Raw genomic sequence first — 16,025 nt, forward strand, 5'->3', positions numbered from 1 at the left:
GCACCTCAACGCGGATGCCATCCGCTGTTCGCGGGGCTGGCGATCCGAAACCTGTGGTGGTTCTCACAAATGCGGCGCACGGCGGTCTGTACGTGTCGTATAGACCGCCGTGCGTGGGAATTTGCGTCGAGGACTTAGCCGCTGGAACCGGTGGACAGGCACACCGAACCCGTGCACTGGCTGGGTCCGGGTCCCACCGCGATACCGGCGGGGTTGCTCAGGCCGGTGGCGACGACGGTGGGCGTGCCGCCGGTCGTCGGCAGCGAGACCACCTCGCCGTTATCTACTGTGATGTACACCGTGGTGCCGGACACGGCGATACCTTGGCCGAGGTTCGGCAGGGTGGTCAGGGTGGTGGGGATGCCGCCGGTCGTCGGCACCGAAACCACCGGTCCGGCGCTTTGGACGACAAAGAGGGTGTTGCCGGACACGGCGAGGGCGGAGGGGTTGATCAGGGAAACCAAAGGCGTGGGCGTGCCGCCGGTCACCGGCAACGAGACCACCGCACCAGCGCCGGCGTTTTCGGCGATGTAGAGGGTGTTGCCGGACACAGCGATACCTTGCGGATTCGGCAGGCCGGTAGCCAGGATGGTCGGTGTGCCGCCGGTCACCGGCAACGAAACCACGTCGCCGGTGCCTTCGGTGACGTAGAGGGTGGTGCCGGACACGGCGATACCGAAAGGGCTGCTGCCGGTCAGCGTGGCAACAGTCGTGGGGGTGCCGCCGGAGGTGGGCACCGAAACGATCGTGTCGGTGCCGGGCACGGCGATGTAGAGGGTGTTACCCGACAGCGCCAACCCGTACGGATGATCCATGCCCTGGGCCAGAGTGGTGGGTGTGCCGCCGCTCACCGGCAGCGAAACCGCTATGCCGTTGCTATTTTCGGCGATGAAAAGCATATTCGTTGGGGGCGTCGCGGCGGCGGGGCCGCTGGCGGTAACCGCGATTGCTGTCACGAGCGCCAATGGGGCCGTCGCGGCCGCGGCCAGCACCCTGCTCACTGACCTCGCCCCGGCGGCGAGACGTCGGCCACCCCGGGCCTGACGGAAATGCAGGTTCACGCTCTGTATCTCACTCTCTGTTGTTCTCGACATGGTTCACAGACGCGGCCGCCACGCTAGGGCGACGACACGCTGAGGTATCGACTACGGAACAGGCCGCACAGGGACCCCGTGCGGGTACAGCGAAAAACCACTCACTCGTCGGGGTGGGCAATGCGCGCACCCCTCGGCACGGACGCCACAAAGCGGCCGCACCGCCGGGAGTGAACAGATCGACAACAGCGTTGCCCGACACGGTCAGGCGAACTTGCGCACCGCGGTCACACGGATCTCGAGGATGATCCACTTGCAGTGCCGCATCAACATATCCGCGTCATCAACGATGTCAACGACCACGAGCTTTTCAGATCCGGACCGGGAACGAGGCGGTCGCCGATCTGTTCACCGATGTGGGGCGTCGGTCGGTGCCGCCGATGATCGTGGCGGTGGTGATGGTGGTGCTGCAGCGCATCGAAGGACTGTCGGATCGGGAAGCTGTCGAGCGGTTCGGTTCGACGCGCGCTGGGAGTACGCCGCTGGTGGCCTGGACTTCGACAACCCGGGGTTCGTGCACACTGTGCTGATGAATATGCGGGTATGGCCGGCTCGCTCAGATCGGCCCGGCCGGATCTTCGACGCGGTCCAAACCTTATCCCAGCTGACAAGGTTGCCGCAGGTCATGAAGCCCAGTCGACTCGCTGGTGCGTGGTTGTCGGTTTGGGTCGATATCGTAGGCTGATGGCCAATGGCGAGAAGGACACCGGTCCTCTGATCGTTCAGAGCGACAAGACGCTGCTGCTGGAGGTCGACCACGAGTTGGCCGACGGGGCGCGGCAGGCCATCGCGCCGTTCGCCGAGTTGGAGCGCGCCCCGGAGCATATGCACACCTACCGGGTGACGCCGCTGGCGCTGTGGAATGCGCGCGCGGCGGGGCACGACGCCGAGCAGGTGGTCGATGCCCTGGTCAGTTACTCGCGGTATGCGGTGCCGCAACCGCTGCTGGTGGACATCGTGGACACCATGGCCCGCTACGGGCGGCTGCAGCTGGTGAAGCATCCAGCGCACGGGCTGGTCCTGGTGAGCCTGGATCGGGCGGTGCTCGAGGAAGTGCTGCGGCACAAGAAGATTGCGCCGATGCTCGGCGCCCGCCTCGACGACGACACGGTGGTGGTGCATCCGTCGGAGCGTGGCCGGATCAAGCAGATGTTACTGAAGATCGGCTGGCCCGCCGAGGATCTGGCCGGTTACGTCGACGGTGAGGCGCATCAGATCGACCTGGATTACACCGGCGGCCACTGGCACCTGCGCGATTACCAGCAGATGGCCACGGATTCCTTCTGGGCGGGCGGGTCCGGTGTGGTGGTGCTGCCGTGTGGCGCCGGCAAGACGATGGTCGGCGCGGCCGCGATGGCCAAGGCGAAGGCGACGACATTGATCCTGGTCACCAACACCGTGGCGGGTCGGCAGTGGCGTCGCGAGCTGCTGGCGCGCACCTCGCTGACCGAGGACGAGATCGGCGAGTACTCCGGCGAGCGCAAGGAGGTCCGGCCGGTCACCATCGCGACCTACCAGGTGATCACCCGCCGCACCAAGGGCGAGTACAAGCATCTGGAGCTCTTCGACAGCCGCGATTGGGGACTGGTCATCTACGACGAGGTGCACCTGCTGCCCGCGCCGGTGTTCCGGATGACCGCCGACCTGCAGTCCCGCCGCCGCCTCGGCCTCACCGCGACGCTGGTGCGCGAGGACGGCCGCGAGGGCGACGTGTTCTCGCTGATCGGCCCGAAGCGTTACGACGCACCGTGGAAGGACATCGAGGCGCAGGGCTGGATCGCCCCGGCCGACTGTGTCGAGGTCCGAGTGACCCTGACCGACGCCGAACGGATGGCCTACGCGACCGCCGAACCGGAGGAGCGCTACAAGCTGTGCTCGACGGCACACACGAAAATCGCTGTGGTGGAATCGATCCTGGCCCAGCACCAGGATGCGCCGACGCTGGTGATCGGTGCGTACCTGGATCAACTGGATGAACTCGGCGCCGAGCTGAACGCGCCGGTGATCAAGGGCTCTACGAAAAACAAAGAGCGCGAAGAACTCTTCGAGGCATTCCGGCGGGGTGAGATTCCCGTTCTGGTGGTGAGCAAGGTCGCGAATTTCTCCATCGACCTGCCGGAAGCCTCTGTGGCGGTGCAGGTTTCGGGAACCTTCGGATCGCGTCAAGAAGAGGCGCAGCGACTCGGTCGGCTGTTGCGGCCGAAACAGGATGGTGGCCAAGCCCACTTCTATTCGGTCGTCGCGCGTGACACCCTGGACGCCGAATACGCCGCACACCGCCAGCGCTTTCTCGCCGAACAGGGGTATGCCTATCGCATTACAGATGCCGACGACTTGCTGGGACCGGCCATCGGATAAGCGGAGGCGTCGTCCTCCGCAACCTGTGCTAGGAGTGAAACGTGCGACGCTTCGAATTCGCGGTTGACCGCAGGCATGCCCATGCGGTCAATGAGGTGTTCGCCGACCTGCGTCGTCTGCGCGTCATGGCCATCGCCGCCTCCATCATCGCCGCGACCGGCACTGCCCTCCTGATCTGGCTGGACCATCCGTGGGCCTATCTGCTGGCCGTCGCCTTCGTGCTCGGTGCGGTGACCGCGCTGTGGGTAGCGCTGTGGACGCCGCACCGGTCCAGCATCGACAAGCTGTACGCCGACGGGGAACTCGTCCCCGCGGTGGTCTCCGAGACGCACCCGAGCGGGGTGGTGCTGCTCGCCCTTGTCGATGTCTCGAAGCCGGACGCGACCGATCCGCGCTATGCCTTCGTGATCAGGAAGGTTCGAGACCTGCCCGGCCACCAAATGCGGGCGGGTGAACGGGTGCCCTCGGTCGCGGTGCGAACCGATCGGGCGCCGCGGCAGGTGGGGGAGCGGTGGCAGTCGGTCAGTGCCATGCCGATCGCGTGGGGCACCCGCGACGGGACGGTGATCGAACGGGCCTGCGCCGCGATTAACGAGACCGAATGGCGGCTGCTCACCGACAATCTCGCGCTCACCGACAAAGTGCGCCGCACCTCGACCAAGCGCCTACTGCTCGATCCGCATCAGTTGCCCGACGATCTGCGCGCGTGAGTTGCGCTGTGATCTTCCAGAATTCGGGTTGTGCCGCCGCATAGACTCGGTAGATGGTGCCCACGACCAATCTGCTGGAGTTCATCGCAGCATCGTTTCTCATCATCATCATTCCCGGTCCCGGGGTGCTGTTCACGATCGGTCGGGCCCTCGCCCTCGGCCGCCGCGCCGCCCTGGTCTCGGTACTCGGACACGCCGCGGGGGTCTTCGTCGCGTTGCTGCTCGTCGCAATTGGCCTCGGCGCGCTGCTCGCGGCATCGGCGATCGCGCTCACCGCGGTGAAGTTCGCCGGCGCCCTGTATCTGATGTATCTCGGGATTCAGGCGATCCGGCAGCGCAAGTCGCTGCGAGACGCGATGGGCGCGCATATCGACCCGGTGGTCGATGCTCGAGTGTTCCGTCAGAGCATCCTCGTCGGGCTGACCAACCCCAAGGCGATCGTCTTCTTCGCGGCGGTGCTTCCGCACTTCATCGCGCCGGAGGCCGGCGCGCTGCCGCTGCAGATCTTGATTCTCGGCAGCATCTTCCTGGCGATCGCGTTGGTCTCCGACAGCGCCTGGGGGTTGCTCGCCGCGTCGGCTCGGTCCTGGTTCGCGCGGTCGCCGCGCCGCCTGGAAGCGATCGGCGGAGCGGGCGGAATGATGATCTTCAGCCTCGGCGCGTCGGTGGCGCTGACCGGCAGCGCTGATTGAAGCGGCTACCATCCACCGAGGCCGGTATGCCGGTACCGGAATCAGGGGGGCGGGAAAAGGGGTGGTAGTCGAATGCGGTTGTCCGGCTTGTTGTGCGTCGCGGTGGCCGGTGCGCTTGTGACGGTCTCGTCCGCGAACGCCGATCCGCTGGTCGGCGCGCCGGGGTTGGGCGATCCGTACTACCCGCTGGATGGCAACGGCGGCTACGACGTCCGCAACTACGACGTCACCCTCGACTACGACCCGCCCAGTCATCAGCTCACCGCGACCACCCGGATCGACGCGATCGCGACGCAGGCACTGCGGGCGTTCAACCTCGACTTCAACGGCCCGGCCGTGCGGATGGTGTCGGTGAACAACCTGCCCGCCGGATTCGACCGCAACGGCGACCACGAGCTCACCGTGACACCGCTGCTGCCGCTGCTGCCCGGCCTGCCGTTCACGGTGACCGTGGACTACGCGGGCCCGGCCGCGGACGCGCCGGGCGCGGGTTGGATCATCGCGCCGAGCGGCGGCGCGTTCGTCGCCGGCGAACCGCATTCCGCCGCCACCTGGTACCCGCTCAATGACACACCGCTGGACAAGGCCACTTTTGCGCTGCACGCGACCGTCCCCGCCGAATGGGAGGTGATCTCCAACGGCGTCCGGACGCAGGACACGGTCACCGGCGGCAAGCGGACGGTCGGCTGGGAAACGCACCAGCCTGTGCTCGGCTATCTGACCACCATCGCGATCGATCGGTTCAGCTTCCTTGAGCAGTTCCGTGCCAACGGCACCCCGCTGATCAGCGCCTTCGCCCCGGATGCCGAGCGCAACAGGGACAACGAGCAGCGGCTGCCGGAGATACTGGACTTCATCGAATCGCTGTACGGCCTTTATCCGTTCGATGCCGCGGGCGGAATCTTCGTCGATGCCGACATCAGGTTCTCGCTGGAAACCCAGACCCGCCCGATCTACGCGCCGTGGACCGACCTGGACACCGTGGTGCACGAAATCACCCATCAATGGTGGGGCGATTCGGTGTCGGTGCGCCAATGGTCGGACATCTGCCTGAACGAATGCTTCGCCAGCTACACCGCCGAGTACCTGTGGCGGGAGCGGAAGGACGGCGTCGACGTCGACGCCGTATACCGAAAGACTATCCAGAAATACCGTGACGTGCAGAAGTTCTGGGATATTCCATTGGAAAACCCGGGCGCCGGAAACGAATTCACCTCGGTCTATTACCGTGGCCCGTTGTTCCTGCACGCACTGCGCAAACAGCTCGGTGACGACGTATTCTTCGCCGCCGTCCGGGAATTCAACGCCGCGCACGCCTACGGCAACGCCTCGATGCCGGAATTCCGCACCTTCATGCAGTCGAAATCCAAAACCGACCTGACCGGGTTCTTCGGCGCCTGGCTCAATCAGACGACCGTGCCCGCTGACGAGTACCTGTTCCCTGGTTCGCTAAGCGGATAGGCGCGTGTCACTCGTTGTCGACGCGCTCCCGCGCCCGCTCCACCCACCGCTCGACCCGATCGAGTTGCTTTTGAGCAGAACGCAATTGGTCCTGTGCGGCCCGTTCGGCGGTGCGGGCGAACTGCTTCTGCTGCTCGGCGTGGGTGAGCTCCTCGCGCAGCGCCGCGAGCCGAGATTCGCTCTCGGCCAACTGATTCGCCGACTCTTCGGCCGCCGAATGCGCTGAATCCCTTGCCTCGCGGGCGGATTCGAGAGCTTCGAGCGCTTCGTCCAGCTCCTGGCGCGAGCCGGCCTCCGGCGCGGGCTCGGGCTCTGCTGCGGCGTCGTCGGTGTCCGCGTCGTCGACCGCGGTCAAGGTGGGCCCGGCCGGGCCGAAGCCCTCGTACGTCGCCGCAGTGGCCAGCGTCCCGGTGCGAACCTGCTCGGCCACCTCGGCATCGGCGAGCGCCGCGCTCAGCGTCTGGCCCACCTCGCGCAGCACCCCCTCGCCGACCGGATGGCCGTGCTCGGCGGCCAGCGCCCCGGCCCGCTTGGCGAGGGCGTTCACCACCTGCTGGCGCTGCGTGGTCAGGCTGCGCAGCTGCGCACCCGATAGTTGCCGCTGTGCGGAGCGCAGCGCGGCGCCGAGCCGCAGCAGGGCGTCGACCTCCTCGGGCACGGTGCGAGCCAGCAGGTTCACCGTCCATGCGGTGACCGTTGGCCTGCGCAGCTTGCCGATGGCCGTGGCCAGTTCCTTGTCGCCCGCGTCCCTGGCTTCCTTGACCCGTGCAGCTCGCGCCGCGACGAACTCGGCTGGGTCGAGCCTGTACATGTCGACGGCAACCTCATCGAGGGTCATACTTTCCAAGCGTAACGATCTGAGGTTTCCGGGCGACAGAGTGCACGGATTGCATGAACGCTGTACGCCCCGCACTGAAACACCCACCCCGGAAAGGCCGGGCTCACCAAAGGTCATCCCGGGTGCTGATGCGGCTGCGACAAACATGAGGGTATCCTCTCCGCGTTCACGACTGCCGTGAACGTGTGCGGTGAGAGAGGTCCTCAGGTGAAGTTCCCAGGAACGAGGCTGCTGGCACGTATTGTGCTTGCCCTCCTGGTGGTGGCTGCGGTCGCGGTGACCGGTTGTTCGGCGATCAACGGGGCTAGCAAGTCCGACACGGCCAAGGCGAAAGTCGGTGACTGTATCAATGTCATCAAGGGCTCCGCGGCCGATTCCAAAACCGAGCCGGTCGATTGTTCGTCGGAAAAGGCTGTGTACAAGATTGTGCAGACCTACGACAAGAAGACCGACTGCGCGAAGGACTACACCTCCTACGAAGAGACGCGCAACGGTGGCACCACCGCATTCCTGTGCCTGGCGCCGAACTTCAAACAGGGCAGCTGCTACATCGACAACAACCTCACCGGATACCAGTTCTCGGACTGCGCCGCCACCGACGCCACCTTCAAGGTGATCCAGCGGATCGACGGTCAGGTCGATGAATTGCTCTGCGGCTCGGACTCCGACAAGTTCATCACCGTCTCGGATCCCAAGACGACTTTCTGCCTCGGCAAGCCCAAGGGCTGAGCACCGGCCGACCCGATTATTCGAGTAATGCGACCGACGCGATCCGGTGCAATGTGAAGTGCCGGACCGCGCCGGTCACCGGGTCCAGCGCATCGAGCTGGCCGTTGCCCACTTTCAACGGCTCGACCACGCGCTGGGTGGCGATGCCCTGGGCGTCGACATAGCCGATATTGACCGACCGCCGCACCCGCGCCGCCAATTGCAGCAACGCCAGGGTCGCGGCGGTACTGGTTCGGGTGCCGTCGGTGCGTACCGCCTGGCCATTGCGGGCGCTGGCAGCGCGCTCGCCCGCCCGCAATTCCGCCACGAGCAGCCCCAGCTGGTCGGTGCTCGGCGGTGTCGGCCGATAGGGCTGCCGTGCGTTCGGCCGAACCGCGATGCGGGCGCCACGCGGGCGCAGATCGACGATCGTGCCCGCCGAATCCTCTCCGGCAGGCGCGAATCCGGCCGCCCGTAGGTGCTCCAGCAGTTCACCGAGCGGGGCCTGCGCGATGGCGACGGTGGGGGCGATGCCCCGCAACGCGAGAGTGCTCGCGATCGGTGCGGCGAGCACCTGCGCCAGCAGCGCGGGATCGTCGCTGCGCACGAACGACTGCGCCATTCCGGCCCGGAGCTGTCCGTGGCGGCGGGCCGCGTCGTCGATCAGATAGGTAAGTGCCTGCGGAATCGGCGTGCGGGAGTGCGTCGTGAACAGCGCGTGCAGTTCGGCGGCCGTCATCCCGGCATCCAGTGCGCGCCGAACCGAGGTGCCGCCGACTCGGTAAACCGTTGCAGCCCCTGCGGATTCGATATCGGCGACCAGCGCGATCTGCTGCTGTAGCTCCGGCGTCAGCGGGCCCGGCGCGATCACAGTCAGATCGGCCTGGACAAGCACATGGTCGATGGGTGCGGGCAGTGCCGACTCCATCGCCGCCTCGGCGTCGGCCGCGCTGGTCGACGCGTCGTGTAGCAGTGCCCTCGCTGGTGAACCGAGCGCGCCTCGCCCCACGAAGCCGAGCGCGGCGGCCTCAGCGAGGGTGGGCTGCACTGCCTCCGAGCGAAAATGCCTGCGCCACCGCGGTTGACGCCAGGCCATGATCCGGCCGATATCGGCCGGATCGAGTGCGGTGCCGGACGGATATGCGGCGAGCAGGTTCAGGATGGCGCGGCGGTCGCGTGGCGCGTGCGGGGTGCGTAGCTCTATCGAGAGCGCCGCGAGCGGTTTGTCGTTGGCGTCGCGCATGCCGATCATCCACGGCATCCGGTCCAGGTCGAGCCAGACCAGCGCGAGCGTCACCCAGCGCCGTGCTGGCGGCGCCGCCCGCCAGGCGTCCGAGGCGGGGGTTGGCGCCCAGAAGTCGTCGGTGGAGTCGAAATCCGGCGCCGGGTCCGGTAGGCCCTTCTCGACCAGCTTTGCCGCCGCGAGCAATTCGACAAGCAGCCCCGCCCGCGCCTCGTCGACACCGGTCTGCTTGGCGATGCGGCGCAACTCGCGCACGCCGAGCCCACCCGCCCGCAATGCGGGGGCGGGCGCCTGGGCCAGCGCCTCCAGTACATCCGTGCAGTGCCGCAGCAGCTCGCCCACTTCGCCCGCCGCCACCGCGTTCACCTCCGCCGAGGTCTGCTTCGACAGCCGCGGCAGGGGCGGCGTAAGGGCATGTGGGTGCGTCACCGGCTCCCGGCGTAATACCTGGCCGACGGTGACCGGCAGTTCGACCGTCTCGTCGTCGATCCAGTGCAGCAGGCGGCGCGTCAGCAGCTGTTGGATCGGTCGGTCGGCAGGTGTGCCCGGTGCGGCGTCCCTGGTGCGCCCGCGCGGGCCGGTGGTGGCGAGCTTGTCAAGCAGCGCCCGCTCGCCCGGTACGATCTGTGCGAGCGCGGCGACCACCTCCGGTTCGGTGAGTGAATCGGGGATCTCGGTGGTGCTGCCGATCGGCCAGGGCAGCGCCTCGACGGCGGCCGGGACCAGATGCAGGTCCTTGCCGTCGGTCCAAATCAAGGCGCGTTCGGTCAATCGCTCCAGCGCGGCGTCCAGCGCGGCGGCGGTCACCCGTTCGTTCATCTGCACGTGCAATGCGCTGCGAGATAGCGGGGTGGCTGCCCGGTCCGAGCGGGTGACGCCATGTACCGCAAAGGTTTCCACGATCGCGAACTCGAGCGTGTCGAGATCGTCGGTGGCGCGCAGCACCGACGCACGCTGTTCGGCGCGCGCGGCCAGCACCGTCATCGACGAGGGCAGCGGCACGGCCAGATCGGGCCGGAGTTCGAGCAAAGCCACGAGCTGGGCATCGCTGCGGGCGCCGAGCCATCCGGCCAGGGAGTCGGTCGCGGTCATCCGATCCAGCCTACGGTGCACGACTCACCTATGTCGGACCGGTGGCGCGCCGGGTCGCATGCCAGAATGAGGGTGTGGTGAACAAATCGAAGAAACCCTATGTCGACAATGGCTGGCCCAAGACGGCCGACGGTGACCACGCGGTGACCGAACTCTCGTCGGCCCGTTCGGGTGGGCTCTCGCCATACGGCGAGGACACCGAGTTTCCGGTACCGGCGGAGCAGCTGCCATACATGCACCCCAACACGGTCATCAACCGCTGAGGTCTGCCGGATCTGCGGCGCCCGCGGTGCTGCGTGTTCGCGGGCCGCTGCGCTCGCACCCGAGTCTCGTCGTCCGGCCCGACATGGTGTTCCTCGTCGAGTGGCCGGTGCCGTGACTCTGTAGCAAATGGCACCAGCCATTGTGCTGCGCTGATCGGCCTTGCCCGCGTGCTCGTAGGGCACTCATATGAACAAAACGAGAGCCCCACATCGCCGTTGATGTGGGGCTCTCGTTGTGAACGAGATGGGGTCAGGCGGGGAGAAATCCCTTGTTGGCCTCGAAGAAGTTCACGACAGCGGGGTCGAGCTTGACGTTGTTCGACTTGGTGCTGTTCAAGAAATCGAGGGCTTCCTGCGGAATCTGGACGCCCTGTGCCTGGACCACGGCGACGGCGCGGTCGACGGCGGAGAAGACCTGCTGCGAGCTGTCAGCGGCCTGCACCTGCTGTGGGGCGGAGGGCTCGGAGGGTTCGGAGGGCTGCCAGCGCGGCGCGGCGTCGGGCGTGTGCGGCGCGATGCGCTGGGTGGGCGCGCTGCTCAGGCCGAGGTTGGCCGAGCACGAGGGCCAGGCTCCCCAGCCCTGGGTTGCCAGCACCTTTTCGGCGACGGCGATCTGTTGTTCACGGCTGGCCTGGTTGGCGGTCGCGGCGTACTCGCCGCCTCCGTGCGCGGTCCAGGTGCCGGGGGAGAACTGCAGCCCGCCTTGGAAACCGTTACCGGTGTTGATGCCCCAGTTGCCGCCTGCCTCGCACTGCGCGAGGCGATCCCAGTCGGAGTCCGGTGCCGCGGCGGCGTTGCCGGCGAGGGCTACACCGGCGGTGCCGATGATGGCGCCGGTAACGGCGACCTTGGCAACAGTGCGCCCGGTGGCGGTTTGCTTGCGATGGCGTCCACTCATATCGGGTTCTTCTGCCTCTCCTACGCACCTGCAAGTGGTCCGGACTGAGAGGTTGTCCGTCCGCCCTCACCCCTGTTTCCGTCGGGGTCCGGTACCCGCGGGGTGAGGCTTGGTGCGGCGGGCCGGTGGTTGCCGGGTGTCCCGGCTGGGTAAGAACTTACGACGATCCGCGGGAAAAATCACTATTTGGTAACCGGCGTGTATGCGCGGGTCTCGGGCTGGTCTCAATCCGTGTTTTGATGCTTCCGCGCAGCTTAGGTGCGTTTCGGGCGGGCCGATAGGGGGTCGTCACCACTCTGTGACCTCGCTGTTATGTGATGAGGATCACATCTGGGATTTGGTAACGATTACCCCGGGTAACCGTGTTCGCGTCACCTTGAGCGGCGGCCGGACCGTAGTGCGTAGACGATGCCGACGAGGAATCCGAGCGGCGCGAGCATGGCAGTCGGATACAGCCAGAGCCCCGGCGACGAGTCGCTGAGAACCGGTGTCAGGAATATCGCGACAATTGCCAGCAACCCGATCGCGAACAGGGTCAATGCGAGGTACAACAGCCGATCGCCTGCGCGGCGCGGAGGCCGGCTCGGAGGTGGCGGCGCGGATGGGTTCGTCACGCGAAGACCGTAAAACTGATGTGCTTGCGTAATTGGCACCGGGGTAGACTCGACGGCAATCGCGTCCTGCATGCCTGTGGGGCGCGTTCTTTTCGCAAACTGACAGGATCTGCTCGCGGTGTTTCGCGGGCAGATCCCGGGCAGATGGATGTGCTCGGGCCGATGGGGTTCGAGTTCCGATGATGAACGGGTGAGCGCAGTGCCGACCGGCAGGGTGAAGTGGTACGACGTCGAAAAGGGCTTCGGCTTCCTTTCCCAGGACGAGGGTGAGGACGTCTACGTCCGCTCGTCCGCGCTGCCTGAGGGCATCGAAGCGCTCAAGCCCGGGCAGCGCGTCGAATTCGGGATGGCCGCGGGCCGTCGCGGGCCGCAGGCGCTGAGCCTGAAGGTACTCGAGGCGCCGCCGTCGATCCGCCAGAGCCATGAGCGCGAGCGCGCTGCCCACAAGGACCCTGTCGCCCGCAAGCACACGCCGGACGAGCTGCACGGGATGGTCGAGGACATGATCACCCTGCTCGAGGCGAAGGTGCAGCCGGACCTGCGCAAGGGCAAGTACCTGGATCGCAAGACGGCGCAACGCATTTCCGAGGTCGTACGCGCCGTCGCACGCGAACTCGATCACTGAGGTGGATTGCCGCGCCTCCGCGCGGCGTGTTCGCGGCCCCCTTGGGCTTGCGTCCGAGCGACCGCTGCTCGCGACTGTGTCGCAATCGCAACGGCCACTCGGACGCAAGCCGGGCCGCGAACGGCGCTCGTAAGACTCGCGCGTCGGGGTTGGGTAAGGCCGACCGATCCGGCTACGTGGTGCTGATGGACCAGGCGGCATGCGGGAGGTAGAACTCTTTGCCTGTCTCGTCTTTGGCGAGGGTCGGCAGCTGCATTTCGACGCCGATGAGGCGCAGCTCCGGTTCCGGCTTCGAGTCGATGGTCAGGTTGAGCGCGCCATCGGGGTAGTCGTTGCGGCTGATGACGCGGTCCACGGAGTCGCCGTTGGGCAGTGCGTAGACCAGTCGGGCGATCCACGGTGCTTCGGCGATGTTCTTCGGCAGCGACAGCTGCAGCGGGTACCCGGGGGGCACCTCCAGCCGAACGGTCTTGCCGGTCAGGCAATCCGGGGTCTGGTCGCCGCAGGGGAGTCGGGAGAATACCGAGCCGGTGTCGGAATCCGCGCTGCGTTCGGGCAGGATGCGGCAGTCGCGCATCAGCGGTGTGCAGTACCCGAAGGGCGATACGGTGACCGTGGTCCCGTGGGAGTAGGCGGTGAGCTGCGGCTCCCGCGCGGGTGCGTTGCGGATCAGCACGGCCAGGACGCCGACGAACGCGGCCGTGAACACCAGCAGAGCCGCCGTGCCGAGCACGACGATGGTGCGAGTCTTGGGCTTGCTCACCAGATGGGATCTCCCGTCCCTCGTTGAATGCGTTGGGTGTGGCCTGCTTCGGGAGGTTCGTGCGCTCGCGTTGTCGGAACTTCCTGCTCTGCGTGTTGCGGCCGGTTGCCGCCGAGGCCAGGCAACAGCGAATGACCCCGGAAGCTGACGAACGTCTGGATCAGGCCGATCACGAGTATCCCCGACACGACCGCGAAACCCTTCCAATAGTCGGTGGGCAGCAGCACACCGGCCGCGCCGCCGACGACCCAGCTGAGTTGCAGCACGGTCTCCGACCGGCCGAAGCCAGACGCGATCGACTCCGGCGGCAGGTCGTCCTGGATCGAGGCGTCCAGCGAGACCTTCGCCAACGCGCTGGCTCCCGAGGCGACCAGGGTGGCCAGACCCGCGCCGAGCAGGTTGTTCGTGAACACCGCGAACAGCGCGACGAGGGTGCATGCCGCGGTGCAGCCGAGCACGATCAGCGAGGGCTTGCCGAGTTTGATCCTGGCGCCGGTCGCGTTGCCGGTGAAGTTACCGATGGCCGCCGCGACGCCGACCACACCGAGCATGGCGGCCTGTTGCACCGGACGGTGCTCGGTCGCCTTGGCGACGAAGGCCACATAGAAGGTGAGGAAGCCGGTCAGCACCCGGATGGCGCTATTGCCCCAGAGCCCGGTGACGACCGAGCGTCCGAGTGGTTGCCTGCGTCGCCGGGCCGGAACCGCGGTTTCGGTTGTCGCATCCAGCACTTCGGTGTTGGCGTGGTAGCTGAGGGTCGCCGGGACCTCGCCCTCGGTGACCTCGACCCAGCGCGGGATGCGCAGGCTCAAATAGGTGCCCGCGACGGCGATCAGAGTGGCGAAGGCCAGTGCGCCATTGGAGCCCGCGATCGCGGCGGCCAGCGCGGCGACCGCACCGGCGCCGATGGTGCCGCCGACCAGTCCGAATACGGTGAGTCGTGAGTTGGTGCGGACCAGATCGATATCGGGTGGCAGTACCCGCGGCGTCACCGCGCTCTTGAGCACCGAGAACGATTTGCTCCCGATCATCATGCAGAGGGCGAGCGGATAGAGCGCCCAGGTGTCGAACACCAGGATCAGCGCCACCGCGACCCCCGCACGCAGGGCGAACGAGACGGCAAGCGCCAATCTGCGGCCGCGCTGCAACCGGTCGAGCAGTGGTCCGATCAGTGGCGCGATCACCGCGAACGGCGCGATGGTGATCAGCAGATACAGCGCGACCTTCGATTTGCTCTCCGCGGTCGCGCTGGCGAAGAACAGGGTATTGGCCAGTGCGACGGCGATCGCGGCATCGAGCGCGAAGTTCGCCATGGTCGCGTAGGTCAGTGCGGTGAGGCCGGACTTGTCGGCGCCGTCCGCCTTGGCGGCTCGTTGGAAGCTCGCGATACCGCGCTTGGTCAGCTCCTGGCCGCGCATGGCGGCGGCCCTGGTGACGGTCGGCTTGCGGGGGGCACGTTGCGGCTCGGCGGCATCCGACGCCGCGCCGTCGGTCACCGGTTCGGCGTACTGGTCGGGGTCGGGTCGCTGCCCGCCGTGCTTGTGCAGGTCGGGGTCGGGCCGATCGACCGGTTCGTGGCGCCCGCCGTGCATGCGGCGGGTCTCGAACTCCGCGGCGCCGGCGGGTTCAGGCCGAGTCTCGGGGAGCGGCCGGGTGGACGGCGGGCCTTGCAGCGGTGGCAGTGGCCTGCGGGTCGAGGGAGCGTTGGGCGGCGGATAGCGGTCGAACCCGGGGTGGCGTTGGACCGGCGGAGACTCCTCGCCATCCCACGGACCACGGTCAGGGCCGGAAGGATCGCGCGGAGTAGTCACGCATTCAATTCTGTCGTACTTCGTCGCGGCGGGTTCACTCGAGCTCCAAGGAGTCGGGCAAACGTGACGCGGCTCGCGATTCAGGCGGGTGCGAATCCGACTTCGAACATGGTCGGCCAGTACTTGCCGGTCAGCAGGAAGTGGTCGGTGCCGGGGATCTGGGCGATGCCGTTGAGCACGTCGGTATTCGCGCGGACAGTGGTGGGGAGCAGCCCGTGGGCATCGATGTCGGCGAGGACGGCGCCGGTGTCGGGATCGATGCGCACGATCCTGTCGGTCGGCCAGTCGTTGGCGTACACCGAACCGTCCGCCGCGCAATCGAGTTCGTTGAGGCGGACGTTGGGGTGGCTGGTGAGCAGGACGGTGCCGGTGGGCGCGAAGGTAACCGGGTCGCGGAAGGTGAGCTTGTTGGTGCCGTTGCTCATCACCAGGCTGCCGCGGCGAGTGCAGATGCCCCAGCCCTCACCGTCGTAGCGCACGCGGGCGCGTTCGGCCAGTGTCCGCGGGTCGCGGGCGAAGGCCACGTTGTCCTGCCAGGTGATCTGCCAGAGTGTGTCGCCTGCCAGCGTCACGCCCTCGCCGAAGTATTGCTCGGGCAGGTCGACTCGGGCCAACTCGGCGCCGGTGGTCAGGTCGGTGGCGCGGACACTCGACGCGCCCGGCATGCCCGTGCCTTCGTATAGCACGTTGCCATCGATCTCCAGGCCCTCGGTAAACGCCGTCGGATCGTGTGGACGGGTGCCGATGACCTGGATATTCATCCGTTGTGCTCCGTCGTCGGCGCCGCTGCATCCCGTCAATGCGAGCAGGCTGACCAGTACTGCGACGGCCAACGAACGCCGATTGCGCTCCATA

Annotated in this window: 15 protein-coding genes; 7 read left to right on the forward strand and 8 right to left on the reverse strand. The window is 67.0% G+C overall.

Annotation, left to right across the window (positions count from 1 at the left end):
• Positions 1 to 134: 134 nt before the first annotated feature.
• Entirely contained in the window at positions 135 to 1,001 is an 867-nt protein-coding gene (locus ACV7NQ_RS20595; RefSeq protein WP_463361154.1) for an NHL repeat-containing protein, read from the reverse strand.
• Between the two features lie 777 nt (positions 1,002 to 1,778).
• Between ACV7NQ_RS20595 and ACV7NQ_RS20600 the strand changes: the two genes are divergently transcribed.
• From ACV7NQ_RS20600 to ACV7NQ_RS20615, 4 genes are all read left to right on the forward strand, one after another.
• Positions 1,779 to 3,452, forward strand: coding sequence for a DNA repair helicase XPB (locus ACV7NQ_RS20600; protein WP_463361155.1), 1,674 nt, complete (start codon positions 1,779 to 1,781; stop codon positions 3,450 to 3,452).
• Positions 3,453 to 3,493: 41 nt separating this feature from the next.
• On the forward strand, positions 3,494 to 4,162 hold the full coding sequence (locus tag ACV7NQ_RS20605; protein WP_463361156.1) for a DUF3239 domain-containing protein: 669 nt from the start codon (positions 3,494 to 3,496) through the stop codon (positions 4,160 to 4,162).
• A gap of 53 nt (positions 4,163 to 4,215) precedes the next feature.
• The gene (locus ACV7NQ_RS20610) at positions 4,216 to 4,854 is read left to right on the forward strand and encodes a LysE family translocator (RefSeq protein ID WP_463361157.1); all 639 of its coding nucleotides are present in this window, start codon (positions 4,216 to 4,218) and stop codon (positions 4,852 to 4,854) included.
• 72 nt (positions 4,855 to 4,926) lie between these two features.
• Positions 4,927 to 6,315, forward strand: a complete 1,389-nt coding sequence (locus ACV7NQ_RS20615) for a M1 family metallopeptidase (RefSeq protein ID WP_463361158.1) — start codon at positions 4,927 to 4,929, stop codon at positions 6,313 to 6,315.
• A 7-nt stretch (positions 6,316 to 6,322) separates the two neighbouring features.
• Here ACV7NQ_RS20615 and ACV7NQ_RS20620 read toward each other — a convergent pair whose 3' ends face one another.
• Positions 6,323 to 7,153 carry a hypothetical protein gene (locus ACV7NQ_RS20620; RefSeq protein ID WP_463361159.1) on the reverse strand — a complete coding sequence of 277 codons (831 nt, stop codon included), beginning with the start codon at positions 7,151 to 7,153 and terminating at the stop codon, positions 6,323 to 6,325.
• A gap of 207 nt (positions 7,154 to 7,360) precedes the next feature.
• Between ACV7NQ_RS20620 and ACV7NQ_RS20625 the strand changes: the two genes are divergently transcribed.
• A complete protein-coding gene (locus tag ACV7NQ_RS20625; RefSeq protein ID WP_463361160.1) occupies positions 7,361 to 7,882 on the forward strand; it encodes an LppU/SCO3897 family protein in 522 nt (173 codons plus the stop codon).
• A 16-nt stretch (positions 7,883 to 7,898) separates the two neighbouring features.
• Here ACV7NQ_RS20625 and ACV7NQ_RS20630 read toward each other — a convergent pair whose 3' ends face one another.
• Positions 7,899 to 10,196 carry a helicase-associated domain-containing protein gene (locus tag ACV7NQ_RS20630; protein WP_463361161.1) on the reverse strand — a complete coding sequence of 766 codons (2,298 nt, stop codon included), beginning with the start codon at positions 10,194 to 10,196 and terminating at the stop codon, positions 7,899 to 7,901.
• A 74-nt stretch (positions 10,197 to 10,270) separates the two neighbouring features.
• Between ACV7NQ_RS20630 and ACV7NQ_RS20635 the strand changes: the two genes are divergently transcribed.
• Positions 10,271 to 10,459, forward strand: a complete 189-nt coding sequence (locus ACV7NQ_RS20635; RefSeq protein WP_463361162.1) for a hypothetical protein — start codon at positions 10,271 to 10,273, stop codon at positions 10,457 to 10,459.
• A 250-nt stretch (positions 10,460 to 10,709) separates the two neighbouring features.
• On the opposite strand, the gene ACV7NQ_RS20640 is transcribed toward ACV7NQ_RS20635, so the two are convergent.
• Both ACV7NQ_RS20640 and ACV7NQ_RS20645 read right to left on the reverse strand, forming a co-directional pair.
• A complete protein-coding gene (locus tag ACV7NQ_RS20640; protein WP_463361163.1) occupies positions 10,710 to 11,357 on the reverse strand; it encodes a resuscitation-promoting factor Rpf1 domain-containing protein in 648 nt (215 codons plus the stop codon).
• A gap of 371 nt (positions 11,358 to 11,728) precedes the next feature.
• Positions 11,729 to 11,971: a hypothetical protein gene (locus ACV7NQ_RS20645; RefSeq protein ID WP_463361164.1), complete on the reverse strand. Its 243-nt coding sequence runs from the start codon at positions 11,969 to 11,971 to the stop codon at positions 11,729 to 11,731.
• Between the two features lie 199 nt (positions 11,972 to 12,170).
• On the opposite strand from ACV7NQ_RS20645, the gene ACV7NQ_RS20650 reads away from it, so the two are divergent.
• Positions 12,171 to 12,596, forward strand: coding sequence for a cold-shock protein (locus ACV7NQ_RS20650; RefSeq protein WP_463365756.1), 426 nt, complete (start codon positions 12,171 to 12,173; stop codon positions 12,594 to 12,596).
• A 172-nt stretch (positions 12,597 to 12,768) separates the two neighbouring features.
• On the opposite strand, the gene ACV7NQ_RS20655 is transcribed toward ACV7NQ_RS20650, so the two are convergent.
• The 3 genes from ACV7NQ_RS20655 to ACV7NQ_RS20665 form a co-directional block, all read right to left on the reverse strand.
• On the reverse strand, positions 12,769 to 13,359 hold the full coding sequence (locus ACV7NQ_RS20655; protein ID WP_463361165.1) for a DUF2771 domain-containing protein: 591 nt from the start codon (positions 13,357 to 13,359) through the stop codon (positions 12,769 to 12,771).
• Positions 13,356 to 15,170: an MFS transporter gene (locus ACV7NQ_RS20660; protein WP_463361166.1), complete on the reverse strand. Its 1,815-nt coding sequence runs from the start codon at positions 15,168 to 15,170 to the stop codon at positions 13,356 to 13,358. The genes ACV7NQ_RS20655 and ACV7NQ_RS20660 overlap by 4 nt, the downstream gene beginning before the upstream one ends.
• An 80-nt stretch (positions 15,171 to 15,250) precedes the next feature.
• Positions 15,251 to 16,024 carry a glutaminyl-peptide cyclotransferase gene (locus ACV7NQ_RS20665; RefSeq protein ID WP_463361167.1) on the reverse strand — a complete coding sequence of 258 codons (774 nt, stop codon included), beginning with the start codon at positions 16,022 to 16,024 and terminating at the stop codon, positions 15,251 to 15,253.
• Position 16,025 lies beyond the last annotated feature (1 nt).

The sequence above is a fragment of the Nocardia sp. Tas62D01 genome, assembly GCF_055232035.1.

Bases quoted from the DNA above. Each gene is read 5' to 3' on its own strand.
- ACV7NQ_RS20600 (WP_463361155.1), top strand. From the start codon at position 1,779: ATGGCCAATGGCGAGAAGGACACCGGTCCTCTGATCGTTCAGAGCGAC.
- ACV7NQ_RS20610 (WP_463361157.1), top strand. From the start codon at position 4,216: ATGGTGCCCACGACCAATCTGCTGGAGTTCATCGCAGCATCGTTTCTC.
- ACV7NQ_RS20615 (WP_463361158.1), top strand. From the start codon at position 4,927: ATGCGGTTGTCCGGCTTGTTGTGCGTCGCGGTGGCCGGTGCGCTTGTG.
- ACV7NQ_RS20620 (WP_463361159.1), bottom strand. From the start codon at position 7,153: ATGACCCTCGATGAGGTTGCCGTCGACATGTACAGGCTCGACCCAGCC.
- ACV7NQ_RS20630 (WP_463361161.1), bottom strand. From the start codon at position 10,196: ATGACCGCGACCGACTCCCTGGCCGGATGGCTCGGCGCCCGCAGCGAT.
- ACV7NQ_RS20640 (WP_463361163.1), bottom strand. From the start codon at position 11,357: ATGAGTGGACGCCATCGCAAGCAAACCGCCACCGGGCGCACTGTTGCC.
- ACV7NQ_RS20665 (WP_463361167.1), bottom strand. From the start codon at position 16,024: ATGGAGCGCAATCGGCGTTCGTTGGCCGTCGCAGTACTGGTCAGCCTG.